Annotated in this window: 14 protein-coding genes; 7 read left to right on the forward strand and 7 right to left on the reverse strand. The window is 48.2% G+C overall.

Annotated elements, in window-relative coordinates; translation table 11 throughout:
* The first annotated feature begins 13 nt into the window (after positions 1–13).
* Together panB and panC are read left to right on the forward strand one after the other, a co-directional pair.
* Positions 14–805, forward strand: coding sequence for a 3-methyl-2-oxobutanoate hydroxymethyltransferase (gene panB, locus C8R30_RS11230; protein WP_090667455.1), 792 nt, complete (start codon positions 14–16; stop codon positions 803–805).
* A 32-nt stretch (positions 806–837) separates the two neighbouring features.
* Positions 838–1692: a pantoate--beta-alanine ligase gene (panC, locus tag C8R30_RS11235; protein ID WP_090667458.1), complete on the forward strand. Its 855-nt coding sequence runs from the start codon at positions 838–840 to the stop codon at positions 1690–1692.
* Between the two features lie 50 nt (positions 1693–1742).
* Here panC and glgP read toward each other — a convergent pair whose 3' ends face one another.
* Positions 1743–4298: an alpha-glucan family phosphorylase gene (gene glgP / locus C8R30_RS11240; RefSeq protein WP_090667461.1), complete on the reverse strand. Its 2556-nt coding sequence runs from the start codon at positions 4296–4298 to the stop codon at positions 1743–1745.
* 37 nt (positions 4299–4335) lie between these two features.
* Positions 4336–4881 carry an oligoribonuclease gene (gene orn / locus C8R30_RS11245; protein ID WP_090667463.1) on the reverse strand — a complete coding sequence of 182 codons (546 nt, stop codon included), beginning with the start codon at positions 4879–4881 and terminating at the stop codon, positions 4336–4338.
* Positions 4882–4992: 111 nt separating this feature from the next.
* Between orn and C8R30_RS11250 the strand changes: the two genes are divergently transcribed.
* The 4 genes from C8R30_RS11250 to C8R30_RS11265 all read left to right on the forward strand — a co-directional run bounded on the left by C8R30_RS11250 (position 4993) and on the right by C8R30_RS11265 (position 8161).
* Entirely contained in the window at positions 4993–6249 is a 1257-nt protein-coding gene (locus tag C8R30_RS11250) for a M48 family metallopeptidase (RefSeq protein ID WP_181258737.1), read from the forward strand.
* 8 nt (positions 6250–6257) lie between these two features.
* Positions 6258–6596 carry a 4a-hydroxytetrahydrobiopterin dehydratase gene (locus C8R30_RS11255; protein WP_090667469.1) on the forward strand — a complete coding sequence of 113 codons (339 nt, stop codon included), beginning with the start codon at positions 6258–6260 and terminating at the stop codon, positions 6594–6596.
* The gene (gene rsgA, locus C8R30_RS11260; RefSeq protein ID WP_239654255.1) at positions 6593–7510 is read left to right on the forward strand and encodes a ribosome small subunit-dependent GTPase A; all 918 of its coding nucleotides are present in this window, start codon (positions 6593–6595) and stop codon (positions 7508–7510) included. Before C8R30_RS11255 ends, rsgA begins: the two co-directional genes overlap by 4 nt.
* 246 nt (positions 7511–7756) lie before the next feature.
* Positions 7757–8161 (forward strand): hypothetical protein, encoded by a 405-nt coding sequence (locus C8R30_RS11265; RefSeq protein ID WP_090667471.1) that lies wholly within the window; start codon positions 7757–7759, stop codon positions 8159–8161.
* Positions 8162–8203: 42 nt separating this feature from the next.
* Here C8R30_RS11265 and glgA read toward each other — a convergent pair whose 3' ends face one another.
* The 5 genes from glgA to hslV form a co-directional block, all read right to left on the reverse strand.
* Positions 8204–9709, reverse strand: coding sequence for a glycogen synthase GlgA (gene glgA, locus C8R30_RS11270; RefSeq protein ID WP_090667475.1), 1506 nt, complete (start codon positions 9707–9709; stop codon positions 8204–8206).
* Positions 9710–9746: 37 nt separating this feature from the next.
* Positions 9747–11384, reverse strand: a complete 1638-nt coding sequence (gene pgi / locus C8R30_RS11275) for a glucose-6-phosphate isomerase (RefSeq protein WP_090667478.1) — start codon at positions 11382–11384, stop codon at positions 9747–9749.
* Between the two features lie 68 nt (positions 11385–11452).
* Positions 11453–12637 (reverse strand): acetyl-CoA C-acyltransferase family protein, encoded by a 1185-nt coding sequence (locus C8R30_RS11280; protein ID WP_107783443.1) that lies wholly within the window; start codon positions 12635–12637, stop codon positions 11453–11455.
* Between the two features lie 29 nt (positions 12638–12666).
* Entirely contained in the window at positions 12667–13995 is a 1329-nt protein-coding gene (gene hslU, locus C8R30_RS11285; protein WP_090667484.1) for an ATP-dependent protease ATPase subunit HslU, read from the reverse strand.
* A gap of 28 nt (positions 13996–14023) precedes the next feature.
* Positions 14024–14545, reverse strand: a complete 522-nt coding sequence (hslV, locus tag C8R30_RS11290) for an ATP-dependent protease subunit HslV (RefSeq protein WP_090667486.1) — start codon at positions 14543–14545, stop codon at positions 14024–14026.
* A 427-nt stretch (positions 14546–14972) separates the two neighbouring features.
* On the opposite strand from hslV, the gene C8R30_RS11295 reads away from it, so the two are divergent.
* Positions 14973–15230, forward strand: a complete 258-nt coding sequence (locus C8R30_RS11295) for a hypothetical protein (RefSeq protein ID WP_090667518.1) — start codon at positions 14973–14975, stop codon at positions 15228–15230.
* Positions 15231–15431: the final 201 nt, after the last annotated feature.

Raw genomic sequence — 15431 nt, forward strand, 5'->3', positions numbered from 1 at the left:
AAATTGGAACGATATGAGAATAACGCGAGATATCTTACACAAGATGCATGCCGAAGGTAGAAAAATTGCTGCGCTGACTTGCTATGACGCAACCTTCGCAGCGCTGCTGGAAAATATGGGCGTCGATATCCTGCTGGTCGGCGATTCGCTGGGTAATGTGCTACAAGGCCATCCCAGTACATTGCCTGTTACGCTGGATGACATGATTTATCATACCGAGTGTGTAGTACGCGGCTCAGACAAAGCTTTCATCATGACCGATATGCCGTTTGGCACGTATCAAATCTCACCTGAAGAAACTTTCATGAACGCGGCGAGGCTTATGGCGGCCGGCGCGCAGATGGTCAAGATCGAGGGTGGTCATATCATGACTGATACCATTGATTTTCTGACTCGGCGAGGTATTCCCGTATGCGCGCACATTGGTCTGCTGCCGCAATCAGTACACCAATTGGGTGGCTATAAAGTGCAGGGGAGAACAGCAAATGAGGCAGAGCAACTTTTCAATGACGCCTTGCTTTTACAAGAAGCGGGCGTAGGCATGCTACTGATGGAGACGATCCCGGCAGCACTTGCCAGTAAAATAAGTCGGGAGCTATCGATTCCTACCATCGGTATCGGCGCTGGTGCAGATTGTTCCGGTCAGGTGTTGGTGATGCACGATATGCTGGGTATTTCACCGGGTAAACAACCTCGGTTCGTCAAAGATTTTATGGCAGGTGCCAGGAGCATTCAGGAAGCGATTAGCCATTATGTCGATGAGGTCAAAGCAGGGAAATACCCGGCGGCCGAACATACTTTCTAAAACACCGTCTCCAGTTTGCCAATACGTCACGCGTGGAAATCATCACTGATATCGCATCACTGCGAACGCGCTTAGAACGCGAATCCAAAATTGGTTTTGTCCCTACCATGGGTAACTTGCACGAAGGTCATTTGTCACTAGTGCGAATAGCACAAAAAAATGCAGATTGTGTTGTGGTAAGCATATTTGTCAATCGATTGCAATTTGCTCCTCACGAAGATTTTGACCGTTATCCGAGAACCCAGGAAAGTGACTGCCAACTGCTAGAGAAGCTTGGCGTAGATATCGTATTTTTACCCAGCGAGCGAACGCTTTATCCCGTTCCTCAAACCTTCCAGTTATTGCTTCCCTCTGTGGCCGATAGCCTGGAAGGCGAATTCCGTATAGGCTTTTTTCGGGGTGTCGCAACTGTCGTACTGAAATTGTTCAATATCGTCCAGCCGCATGTGGCGGTATTTGGTAAAAAAGATTATCAACAATTGCATATCGTTCGGCAAATGGTGGCGCAATTGAATCTGCCAGTTACTATCCTGACTGGTGAAACCGTGCGTACGGAGCACGGCCTCGCGCTCAGTTCACGTAATAGCTATCTGAGTGAGGGAGAGCAGCGGGAAGCCAGTCATTTGTTTCGTACCTTGCTTCAGGTGAAACATGAAATAGTGCGAGGCGACCATAACTATCGATCGTTAGAAGTATCGGCAAAGCAAGTACTTTCCCAAAGAGGGTGGAAAGTCGACTATATTGCAGTACAGCAGCAGACATCGCTGCTGCCTGCCGAGGGAGGGGATACTGATCTTGTGATCTTGGGTGCGGCCTGGTTAAACCAAACCCGTTTGATCGACAATCTGGAATTGTCGGTTGACCAAGTTACCTCGGATCAGCGCTGACAAAACGAGTGATCATGAATGTTGCTCATACCAATTGATATGAGAACAAGTTATAGCCATACCATCCTGCCCATCTCCAGTGGGTGAATCAGAAGCGGATGATAAGGATAAATGCGCAGATAGTATTCCTGCTTACCACAGAGATCAGGCACATAGTTCAGCTCGAATAAATGCTCGCCGTTCGAATCGATACCGGCAAACTTGAAATGTACGTGCTTGAAACTGTTCAATCTCATCTTTTTGTATTGACGGCATAGCAGGAGCTCCACTATGACATCTTCCGGTTGCAATCCGTTTAATTTGGCGGCCACCTTGAAATCCATGGTTTCACCAAAATCGATTCGTTTGCCGGGTGTATCTAAGCGTCGGAGTGATACGCCTTTCCAGGCTGACTTTACTTTGGCTTTCCAAGCAGCAATGAGTTTTGCGTTTGCAAAAGCATCCTTCGCATAATGCATGCCTTGCTTATTCGCGGGGCCGTAAAATTTCTTGACATATTCGCTCACCATGCGCGCTGCATTGTAGCGCGGCAGGAGGGAAGCCATCGAGTATTTGGCCATTTTTACCCATTCTGAAGAATAGCCGAATTTGCCGCGACGATAAAACATCGGAATGACTTGATCTTGCAGGATTTCGTAAAAAGACTGGCTCTCGTCTTTATCACGCAGGACAGCTTCAGTGTCGTCCGAGGCGGGTTTAACGGCCCAGCCATTTTTGCCATCGTAACCTTCTTCCCACCAGCCATCGAGCACGCTAAGATTGAGTGTGCCGTTGATGCCAGCTTTCATGCCAGATGTGCCACTCGCCTCCAGCGGATAGATAGGATTGTTGAGCCACACATCCACGCCTGCAACGAGCCGCCGGGCCAGGCGCATATCATAGTTTTCCACCAGCAATATTCGCCCTTCGAACTCGGGCATGCGAGACACATAGCTGACTTTGCGAATCAAATCCTGGCCAGGGATATCCGCTGGATGCGCTTTACCTGCAAAAATGAGTAAGACTGGGTGTTCGGTGTCGAGCAGGATTTTTCTGAGCCAATCCAGATTTTCGAATAGCAAGGTCGCGCGTTTGTATGTTGCGAAGCGGCGCGCGAAACCCAGAACCAACACATTGGGGTTGATCGGGTCGACGAGTTTAAGGAGCCGGTCAAGGTGCGCCTCGGAGCCCCGATTGCGTGCATTCTGCTCGGCCAGGCGCGCTCGAATACCGTAAAACATTTGTGATTTTAAGGTCTGTCGGATGCTCCAGAACAAATGATCGGGAATGGTATCGATGCGTAGCCAAAAATCCTTGTCACACATTTTGTTGCGCCATTCATAGCCAAGATAGCGATCGAACAGATCAGACCATTCTTGTGCGAGAAAGGTCGGCACATGTACGCCATTCGTGATATAAGTCATTGGGTTTTCTTCTGGTTCGATCTGTGGCCAGAGGTCACGGCAAATGCGTGCCGACACATCGCCATGAATTTTGCTGACGCCGTTATGCGTGCGAGATAGATGGATGGCCAACGCTGTCATATTGAAATCATCGCTCCCGGGAATATGTCCCAATGCCATGAATTCCTCCCAGGAAATCTTCAGGTCCTGACAAAAACTGGCGAAATAATCGTGCATCATGGCTTTGGAAAAAGAATCATGCCCCGCGGGTACTGCCGTATGCGTGGTAAAGACTGTATTGACCGCTACCGCCTCGGCAGCACTGGCGAAATCCAATCCTTGCTGGACCAGTTTACGCGCCCGTTCTAGCATCATGAACGCGGCGTGCCCCTCATTGCTATGCCAGACAGTGGGCTGGATACCCATTTCTCCCAGCGCAGTCACGCCCCCGATACCGAGTATGATTTCTTGCTCGATACGCATGGTTCGATCGCCGCCATAGAGTTGGTGCGTGATCATGCGGTCTTTCAGAGGGTTTTCCGGTAAATCGGTGTCCAGCAAATACAAGCTTACATGTCCAATAGTAGCTCGCCAAACTTTTACCATGACTTTGCGACCCGGCAGGCTGACTTGCACATGGATTTCTGAGCCGTCATCATTTAAAGCAGGTTCTACCGGCAAATCTTCAAACTCCGAATCGGTATAACTGACTTGTTGATTACCTAAACTATCGATGGTCTGAAAGAAATAACCTTGACGATAAAGCAGACCGACTGCGACGAAAGGCAAGCATAAATCGCTGGCTGCTTTGCAATGGTCACCTGCCAGGATGCCCAGCCCACCCGAATAAACCGGCAGGCTCTCATGAAAACCGAATTCAAAGCAGAAATAGGCTACCTGGTCGCGTGGGCCAAACTCTTCAAAATGGGTGTATCGCAGAGGTTCGGAATGATAGGAGTCATAAGCGGATAGTACGCTGTTATAGCTAGCAAGAAACGTTTGATCTTCTGCTGCTTTCTGCAGTAATGACTCATCGACTCGTTTGAGAAAAGCTTTGGGGTTATGCCCGACCGCTCCCCACAGTCGTGGATCGATACGTGAAAATAAATTGCGCGTGCCACGATCCCAGCTATACCAAAGATTACTGGCCAACTCTTCCAGACGGCTAAGGCGTGCAGGTATTTTAGGGTTGACTGTGACGGTGAAAGCAGTTCGGGTAGTCATCGATCGCACTCCTTAAAAGAGATCAATACTGTCATCATCAAATATGGATAAAGTGCTCGCGATAGTATTTCAATTCGTTGATCGAATCATAAATATCCGCGAGCGCTTCATGCTTGCTTTCTTTATTCAGCCCCGCCATGATACCGGGCTTCCAGCGTTTAACCAGTTCTTTCAGGGTGCTGACGTCTAAGTTGCGGTAATGAAAATAGGCTTCCAATTGTGGCATGGTCCGTGCGAGGAAGCGGCGATCCTGGCATATGGAGTTACCGCACATTGGGGATACACCCGAAGGGACATAGGCTTGCAAGAAGGCCAGCATACTCGCTTCAGCTTCCGCCTCTGTTGTTTTGGAAGCTTTGACCTTATCGATCAAACCTGATTTGGTATGTGTCGACTGATTCCATTTATCCATGCCATCCAGAATCGAAACGGGCTGCGATATTACCAATACCGGCGCCTCTGCTACGATGTTCAGCTGTGAATCTGTGATAACGAGCGCGATTTCGATGATCCGGTCGGTATCGGGATTCAGCCCTGTCATTTCCATGTCTATCCAGATGAGATGATTGCTGTCTTGTGCCATAATGAGCTTTCTTGAATTTTTAATAGTTTGATTGTGTCATATTGCAAACTGCCCGTCACTTTATAAGCGGGGATTTCCATTCCATTTTCTTTTTTTCATGTTTTATCGATCATGCAAACATTTACCGTTGTTTTTATCACTGCGTTGACATTGACGACATTGATTCAGTTTTGGCTTGCTTCACGGCATATCCGCCATGTCCGTACCTATCGTGCCAAAGTGCCGCAAGATTTCGTCTCGCAAATCGATCTTGCCGCTCATCAAAAAGCTGCTGATTATACCTGTGCTAAGACCCGATTGGATTATCCCAATACCTTGGTTCATGTATTGCTGCTATTGCTGCTTACCTTAGGGGGTGGACTCAATGCGATAGCAAATTTCTGGGAAAATTGGCTGAGCGATCCGGTGGCGCATGGCATGGCACTCGTTATCAGCACTGTCTTGCTGTTGAGTGTAGCTGAGATTCCTTTTAGTTATTACCGGACCTTCGTCATTGAACAGCAATTTGGCTTCAATAAGATGACACGTACGATGTTTTTTACCGATCTCCTCAAGCAATATGTACTCGGTCTGCTGCTCGGTGCGCCACTTATTTTCTGCGTCCTATGGTTAATGGGAAAAATGGGTGATTATTGGTGGTTTTATGCATGGCTAGCATGGGTCGGTTTCAACATATTTCTACTTTCGATTTATCCGACCTGGATTGCCCCTATTTTCAACAAATTTTCACCGCTGGAGGATGTTTCGCTCAAAACACGCATCGAACAACTTCTGCATAAATGTGGTTTTAAATCGAGCGGATTATTCGTAATGGATGGTTCACGCCGCAGTAGCCACGGTAATGCCTATTTTACCGGTTTTGGCAAAAACAAGCGTATCGTGTTTTTTGATACGCTGCTGTCGCGTCTCAATGGGCCGGAAGTAGAAGCCGTACTCGCGCATGAGCTCGGCCATTTCAAGCGTCACCATGTTTTGAAGCGCATTGTATGGTCGTTTTTCGTCAGCTTGGCCTTTTTGTGGCTGCTGGGTTATCTGATGCAGCAGGCATGGTTTTATGAAGGGTTGGGTGTTTCCATTTCGACGCTTCCTTCTCCGGCCATGGCATTGTTATTGTTCTTCCTGATCATGCCGGTGTTTACCTTTTTGCTGCATCCGTTATCGAGTTTCTATTCGCGCAGACATGAATTCGAAGCGGATGAATATGCCGCTCAGAACGCTTCTGCAGCCGATTTGATCCGTGCGCTAGTCAAGCTTTATCAAGATAATGCCTCAACGCTTACACCCGATCCGTTACATTCAGCGTTTTACGATTCTCACCCGCCTGCGGCAATTCGTATTGCGCAGCTCAAAAAACTCATTTCTGTATAGGTGAACCGATGACCAATATCTGTGACTTAGCAAACAAGCAGTGCAAGCCCTGTGAAGGTGGTGTTCCGCCTCTTTCTATGGAAGAAGCGAACAAATTAATGCAACAACTCGAGGGTTGGTCACTTGCGAACAATAAAATCAGCAAAACATTTGAATTCAAAAATTACTACCAAACCATGGCGTTCGTGAACGCCGTGGCGTGGATTTCGCATCGCGAGGATCATCACCCGGACATGGCGGTAAGCTATAACAAGTGCCATGTCGAGTATATGACGCATGCGATCAATGGTCTGTCTGAGAACGACTTTATCTGTGCAGCCAAAATCGATTGGTTGTTCAAAATTTGAATTCAAAACGTCCTACAACAAAGAAACAAGCTATTCAGTCAGTCGTAGGTCAAGTAATTGCGACTTACGGCAGGCATTATGAGATTGAAACACTTGGCGGCTCCTTGCTTACTTGCGTCATGCGCGGCAAAAAAGGCGGTGTGGCATGTGGTGATCGCGTCGAGATAATGCCGACTACCTCGGGGCAGGGCGTTATCGAAACAATCCTGCCGCGTACGAGCCTACTTTACCGCAGCGATGCCTTTCGGCAGAAATTGATTGCCGCCAATGTTACTCAGCTCATCATTGTTGTTGCTGCCGAGCCAAGCTTCAGCGAAGAATTGATCGATCGTTGCTTGGTTGCCGCAGAAGATCAGCATATTCAGGCGCTGATTCTGCTGAACAAAGCAGATTTGCTAGAGCAGTCGCGCGCAGCAGCACATGTATTGTCATTTTATCAGTCGTTGGGTTACCCTTTGTTAACACTCAGCGCCGCCCAAAACATCGAACCACTCAAACCCTATCTGCGAGACCATCGTAGCGTGCTGACCGGTCAGTCTGGTATGGGCAAATCGACCATCATCAATGCATTGATTCCTGATGCGCGACGCGCCACTATGGAGATTTCCACCGCACTCGACAGTGGGCGGCATACTACTACCCATGCCCGGCTTTATCACCTTGACTCGACGAGCAGCATTATAGACTCACCTGGCTTACAGGAATTTGGCCTCCACCATGTCGATGAAAATGCATTGGCATGGGGATTCGTGGAATTTCGACCCTACCTGGGGAAGTGTCGTTTCAGTAATTGCCGGCATATCACCGAACCAGGCTGTGCACTGCTGATAGCCTTAAATGATGGGAAAATCATTGAACGGCGTCTGGCTGTCTACCACAAACTGAGAACATCGCGCGCTCCTGATTATAAATGAATGCTGGTCGCTTATCGGCAATCCAGTATTTCATATCATGATGCGATAAGGAAGACTCGTTACTTACAAATAGAAGGTCTTGTAACGAAATTGGTAATCAAGACTCTCTTAACGGCACACGCGCTACCGTGGTTCGAGCCCTAATATTGGAATTAGAGTGCTTTCTATCCAACGTAATGCACCGAGCTGGATGAAGACTCAAATCAGTTCTGCATCATTAAGCCGGCCGTTACTTCATAGTGATCCATGTTACTACGACCTTTACTGGATGGGAGTGTGCTCATCTTCAGCACAGGTTCTTTCATGCTCAATTTGGCGCTCAAGAAGGCAGCTTACTTCTGGCTACCGCCATTTCATGAGGGTAAAGGACAACCCTCAAAGGCCGAAACAGTCGCGAGGGTAATATGGGCTATTCAGTTTATCGTTTTGATAGGGGCTGCGATCGGATGCTTGTTTATCGCTCGACTGAGAAATCGTGAAACAACCTTGCTTTGGCTTGCTATCATGGGTTATACCGCTGTTCATATGTTGTTCTACGTGATTTTTCGCTACCGAGAACCAATCATGCCTTTGGTTTGTGTACTTGCGGCATTAACATTTGAGTCTTTAGTCCACTATTGGCAGTTGCAGCGCATAGGTGCAAATAAGTAACTTGCTACGATCAAAGCTATTTGAGTTTCCGAAATGTGCTCTTTAACTTTGCGATTTTGCCAACAACGATTGATAGATCGCTCGATAAGCCATAGCGCTGGTTCTCCAGCTAAAATCTTTGCGCATACCATTCTTCTGCAATTGCTGCCAAATGGCTTTATCGTGGTAAGCCGTTACCACGCGCTGTATTCCTTCAAGGAAAGCCTCCGCAGTCATGTCGTGAAATTGGAAACCGCTAGCGGTGCCGTCAGCCAAGGTTGATGCGGTACAATCCACCACCGTATCGATCAAACCCCCTGTGGCATGCACCAGCGGAGGTGTGCCATAGTGCTGACTGTACATCTGATTCAGGCCACAAGGTTCAAATCGTGACGGCATCAGAAAGCAATCAGCGCCTGCTTCGATTAAATGCGATAACCCTTCATCAAAACCGATGTGTACCGCCACCTGGCCAGGATAGTTTTTCGCCAATTGTGCCAGATCCTCTTCCAAGACGGCATCGCCGTTTCCCAACACCACCAGTTGAGAGGGGATTTGCGCGAGCTGCGGCGCAGCTTCGAGTATCAGGTCATAACCCTTTTGTTCACTGAATCGACTGATGGCCGCGAACAATAACCTGTCCTTATCGCTCGTGAGCCCCATTTTTTGCTGAAGTGCAAGTTTATTGCTTATTTTTGCGGAAAGGTTCTGAGTGGAATAATTCTTACTCAGATAAGGATCGGTGGCAGGATCCCATTCCACCGTATCGATGCCGTTGACAATACCACTGATATCTTGGCGACGGGTAGCCAGCAGTCCCTGCAAACCGAATCCCAGCGGTGCCTGCTGGATTTCTCTGGCATAGCTTGGGCTGACCGTGGTGATGTGGTTGGCGTAGAAGATACCCGCTTTTATGAATGATAAATTGCCATAGTATTCTACTCCATTCACATCGAAGCTTCGCGCGGGTAATCCAAGCTGGGCGACCATGCTGGGTGGAAAACAGCCTTGAAAGGCAAGATTATGAATGGTCATGAGGGACGCAGCTTTTTTTCCGGAATGAAAATGCAGATAAGCTGGTGCTATCCCACTTTGCCAGTCATTGCAATGCACGATAGCCGGTTGCCAAGTTAGCGGACTGGTATCGCATGCCAAAATAGCCGCGATCTTAGAGAGCAAGCCGAAACGTACGGCATTATCTGGCCAGTCGTTGCCGGCAGTATCCAGATAAGGACCGCCTTCCCGCTGGTACAGTGCGGGGCAATCGATGATATAAACAGGTAAACTAGTTGCCGAGCGGCCGTTGCCTGTCCGCAGTTTGGCTGACAAGAGTGTAGCTGAGGGAAAATGGGAAAGATCGTCAAATATCGCTACTTTTCGCTTGTACTTGAGTCCAGCGAGAACGGAAGGATAACCCGGTAATAATAACCGGATATCTACGCTCAGTTCTCGCAAAGCAACGGGAAGCGCAGCGCTGACATCGCCCAATCCGCCGGTTTTGCATAAGGGATAAACCTCTGGTGTGACGAACAATACTTTGATCGCGTTATGAGAAGTAGAGGAGGGCATCGTCTTGAAAAGCTAGGCTGTCATTTCGGTTATCAGGTTATTTTTGGTTCGACTTGAAATAAGCCATTAAGCCATTGGTCGAAGCATCATGGGAGGTGATCTTTTGTTCCTCCGCGAGTTCATTTAGGATGCGACCTGCAAGCTGCTTGCCGAGTTCCACGCCCCATTGATCGAAAGGGTTGATATTCCAGATGACACTTTGCACGAAAACCTTATGCTCATAAAGTGCGATCAATGTACCGAGTGTTGCGGGGTCAAGTTTCTTGAATAGAATGGATGTCGTGGCACGATTGCCCGGAAAAATTCGGTGTGGCAATAATTTTTCCAATTTTGCTGGCGATATGTCTTGTGTGGTGAGCTCTGCTCGAACCTCATCAGCGTTTTTGCCGCGCATGAGTGCTTCGGTTTGTGCAAAAAAATTGGCTAGCAATAAATGGTGGTGCTGACCGATGACATGATGACTCTGACAGGGCGCCAGGAAATCTGCTGTCACGATGGGCGTACCCTGATGAAGCAATTGATAAAAGGCATGCTGACCGTTTGTGCCGGGCTCTCCCCATACCACCGTACCGGTATCGTAATCGACTTCTTCTCCGTCACGCGTAATGCGCTTGCCATTGCTCTCCATTTCCAATTGTTGTAAATAGGCAGGAAAACGGTGCAGGTGTTGATCATAGGGCAATACGGCATGGCTGCCGGCCCGAAAAAAATTGATCTGCCAGATGCCAATCAAGCCGAGGATCACAGGTAGATTCTTTTCCAGCGGGGCTGATAGGAAATGCTGATCCATTGCTCTGGCACCAGCCAGCAACGCGTAAAAATTTTCCATGCCGATCGCCAATGCGATGGGTAGTCCGATAGCCGACCACAAAGAATAGCGTCCACCTACCCAGTCCCAGAACTCGAACATATTAGAGGGATCAATGCCGAATGTTTGCACCGCTTCGCGATTGGTAGACACTGCCACGAAATGACTGGCGATATCGTTCTCCGTACCTCCTTGTGCTAGAAACCATTCGCGTGCTGAATGCGCATTGGCGAGTGTCTCCTGGGTAGTGAACGTTTTAGAAGCGATGATGAAAAGTGTCGTTGCTGGGTTGAGCGGCTTCAGTGTTTCAGCCAGATGGGCGCCATCCACATTCGAAACAAAATGCGGCGTCAGATGCGCTACAGCATAGGGTTTGAGCGCTTCGGTTACCATCATCGGTCCGAGGTCGGAACCACCGATGCCGATATTGACAATATCCGTAAAGTGAAGCCCGGTATATCCTTTCTGTTCTCCGCGATGTACTGCAGTCGTGAAATGTTCCATTTGCTGGAGAACACGTTTCACCTCAGGTAAGACGTCTACGCCATCTAGCCAAACGGGTTGATCGGCGCGTAAGGCGATATGTAATGCAGCCCTTTGTTCGGTCGAATTGATTTTGTCTCCCTCGAATAAGCGCGTGATCCAGCTAGCCAAGCCTTGCTGCCGTGCAAGCGCCAGTAGCAGGCGCATGGTTTCTGTTGTCACGGGCTGTTTGCTGTAGTCCAGCAAGATATCGTTGAAGGTTACAGAAAATTTCTCGAATCGTTGTGGGTCGTTGGCGAACAACGTGCGCAGGTGTTGCTGTGCGATAAGTGGCTGATGCACCTGCAGCGCTTGCCAGGCAGGGGATTGTGTCAGTGTAGACATGCTGTACTGTAAGGGTTAATCCTGAAGAATTTATTTATAAGATGGATAGAAATGGGAGAAACAATGGATCAAAGTCGCTCAAAAATGGCGGCAATCCCTTGTCCGCCGCCAATGCACAATGTCACTAAAGCATAGCGTCCGTTGGTACGATGCAATTCATGGATTGCCTTGACTGCCAGAATGCAGCCAGTTGCGCCGATCGGGTGTCCGAAAGCCACTGCACCCCCATTAGGGTTTGTTTTGATGGGGTCAAAATCGAGTTCATGTGCAACTGCACAGGCTTGTACAGCAAAAGCTTCATTGGATTCGATCACATCCATGTCGGCAAGCGCCAGTCCTGCGCGATGCAATGCCTGTCGTACGGCCGCAACTGGGCCGATCCCCATGAATTGAGGATCGACGCCGGCATGACCATAGGCTACCAATCTTGCCAGTGGATTCTGATTCGTTTGCTCCGCTGTTTTTGCATCCATAAGTACCATGGCAGCAGCGCCATCGTTAATTCCCGATGCATTGCCTGCGGTCACAGACCCGTCTGTCTGGAATACAGCCGGCAATCTCGCTAATTGATCTAAACTTATCTCATCACGGGGATGCTCGTCGGTATCAAACAGTGTTATACCTTGACGCGTAGAGATTTCAATCGGCAGTATTTGCGATTTGAAATAACCTCTCCTGATCGCATGCACTGCCCGCCGATGACTTTCCATGGCATAACGATCCTGTTCTTCGCGGCTGATACGCCATTTTTTAGCGATATTCTCTGCTGTCACGCCCATGTGAATTTGATCGAACGGATCGGTCAATGCGCCAACCATCATATCGACTGCTTGACTATCTTTCATGCGTTGTCCCCAGCGTAGTGCTGGTAAAAGATAACCCGCCCGGCTCATGGACTCAGTGCCGCCTGCTACGGCAATACGCGTATCACCCAGCATAATGGATTGTGCTGCCGATAGAATTGCCTGTAAGCCGCTGCCGCAAACCCGATTCAGCGTCAAAGCAGCCCCTGATTGCGGTAAACCCGCTTCCAAACCCGCTACACGGGCAAGATACATGTCACGCGCTTCGGTGTGAATCACGTGGCCCACGACCACATGACCCACCTCAAGAGGCTCAACGTTTGCACGAATAACAGCTTCGCGCATGACCTTTGCTGCGAGTGTGGCAGGTGGGATATCCTTGAGTGAACCACCGAAATCACCGATTGCGGTACGGATACCGCTGAGTATGACTACGCCCGATGATGGCACGGAAGATACCTCAACAGACAAGGTGGCTATTAAAGTACATAGCGGGCCAAATCCTCGCTTTGCGAAAGATCCTTGAGGCGCGCGTCTACATACACAGCATCGATAACAATCGATTCACCACTACGCTTGGTCGCATTGAAAGAAATTTCCTCCAATAGCTTTTCCATAACGGTATGCAATCTTCTTGCGCCGATATTCTCCGTTTTTTCGTTGACTGAGTAGGCAATTTCCGCCAATCGCTTGATGGCATCCTCGGAGAAGCTCAATTCGATTCCCTCGGTTTTCAGGAGTGCTTGGTACTGGCGGGTCAGACAAGCGTCGGTATTGGTGAGGATTTGTTCAAAATCGCTTGCGGTCAGGCTACCCAATTCCACCCGAATCGGAAAACGTCCCTGTAACTCGGGAATCAAGTCGGAGGGTTTGGCCAGATGAAAAGCGCCGCTGGCAATGAATAAAATATGGTCAGTCTTGATCATGCCATACTTGGTTGAAATGGTCGTACCCTCGACCAGCGGTAACAAATCGCGCTGTACACCTTGTCGGGAAACATCCGCACCGGATGTTTCGGAACGGCTGGTGATTTTATCGATTTCATCGAGAAATACGATGCCGTTTTGCTCGACATTCTGCACGGCACGCAGCTTTAACTCCTCATCATTGATCAATCGACTGGCTTCTTCCTCAATCAGGAGTTTTTTCGCTTCTCGTATTGAGAGTTTGCGCGTTTTCTTTTTACCTGTACCCATCGATTGGAACATGCCTTGGATTTGTGAAGTGAGCTCTTCCATACCCGGTGGTGCAAAGATTTCCATATTGGCTTGGGGAGTAGCGATTTCAATTTCAATCTCTTTGTCATCCAGATCGCCCTCACGCAATTTTTTGCGGAATTTTTGCCGGGTGGCATTGCTTTCTTCGTTTTCTGCACGAAAATCCAGGTCGCGCGCAGGCGGCAGCAATACATCGAGAATCCGTTCTTCTGCACGATCTTCTGCAAGCGGGCGCATTTTCCGGATTTCCCGTTCACGTCCCTGCTTAATAGCGGATTCCACCAAATCGCGAATGATCGAATCGACATCGCGTCCTACATAGCCGACCTCAGTAAACTTGGTTGCTTCTATCTTGATAAAGGGTGCATCAGCAAGTTTGGCGAGTCGACGCGCAATTTCTGTTTTACCTACGCCAGTGGGACCGATCATTAGAATATTTTTGGGCGTAATTTCCTGCCTTAAGGGCTCGGCCACTTGCTGCCTGCGCCAACGATTTCTCAGCGCAATCGACACAGCGCGTTTAGCGCTGACTTGACCGATGATGTGTTTATCGAGTTCATGAACAATTTCCTGGGGAGTCATTTGTGACATGGTTATAATTTCTCGGAAGTGAGTCAAATTAATCAAGCGACTCTATGACATGAGCCTGATTGGTGTAAATGCAGATATCACCTGCAATAGTGAGTGCTTTGGAAACAATTTCTTTGGCGGACAAATCGGTATTCTCGAGCAGCGCCCGGGCAGCCGCCTGAGCATAAGCGCCGCCACTGCCTATCGCGGCCAAACTTTGCTCGGGTTCGATCACATCCCCCGCGCCTGTAATAATCAACGTTGCTTCAACATCAGCCACTACCAGCATCGCTTCGAGACGCCGCAAAATGCGGTCGGTACGCCAATCCTTAGCCAGCTCGACTGCTGAGCGCATCAGGTGACCCTGATGCTTTTCCAGTTTACCTTCAAAACGTTCAAACAATGTAAATGCATCGGCTGTTCCACCAGCAAAGCCTGCCAAAATCTTGCCATGGTAAAGTCTACGCACCTTACGCGCGCTTGCTTTGGCAACAACAGCGCCAAGTGTTACCTGCCCATCGCCACCCAATGCAACTTGTTTGCCACGCCGTACGGATACTATGGTGGTCATATCAGGAGATCATCTCTATCAAAAAAGGAACAATTATAACGCGGTGGTTCAAGAACGGTACGCAATTGAAACTGGAAAGTGTAGAAAACAATTAATCAACTGGAGGATTCTTGAATGCGACACTGGTTAGAAACTGATGGTTTTAGGCTACGGCGCATACCGCTGCTTCATCCATGACGCGATTGCGTGATACCCACTTTGTGGTTGTATGGCTTTTGCTAACCTGGCTAGGTTGTATTGATTTCTGTTAAAACAACCTGACAAATAAAAAACGCTGTTATATACTGATAATTATGAAATACTCTTCTGCCAGAAGCTGAAAAATGCAGTATTGGTATCGTTTTCGAATTTCATGATTTTGCTGGCCGACGAGATTCACAGAAATAGCTATAATCAAATTTTTACTAAAGAAAAAAGGAGTGGAAAAATGAACAAACTAATCATTTCATTGTTTGTTTCTATACTGGCAATAGGCTCGACATCAACATTTGCAAGTGGTAATGCATCATCCTCTTTGACGCCTATTAGAGCACAAGATATTTTGAATATGATGGCTTGCAAAGATAAAAAACCAGAAGAACAAATTAAAGACAGAACCGATGGAACTAAAGTCAAATGTGCAGATGTGATGAAAAAAGTGGCTAGTTCTCAGGCTAATGGCTCCGCCTCCGGTGGTGGATACTAAGCATAAATGGTTTGATTTTGCTTGAGTCAGTAGCCGACTGATTATTTTGGCCAATCTAATTTTTTTGTTATATTCCCAAAAATAAAATGAAATTGCGTTGCTTAGGAATCGTTAATTAATAAGTGTAACAATCAACCGACGATTGGACGTGGATCAATCCTGTAGTTCCATTCACCATGGAACATATTTCGGGTGAGATGA

The organism is Nitrosomonas nitrosa (assembly GCF_003051105.1).
Classification (GTDB): domain Bacteria; phylum Pseudomonadota; class Gammaproteobacteria; order Burkholderiales; family Nitrosomonadaceae; genus Nitrosomonas; species Nitrosomonas nitrosa.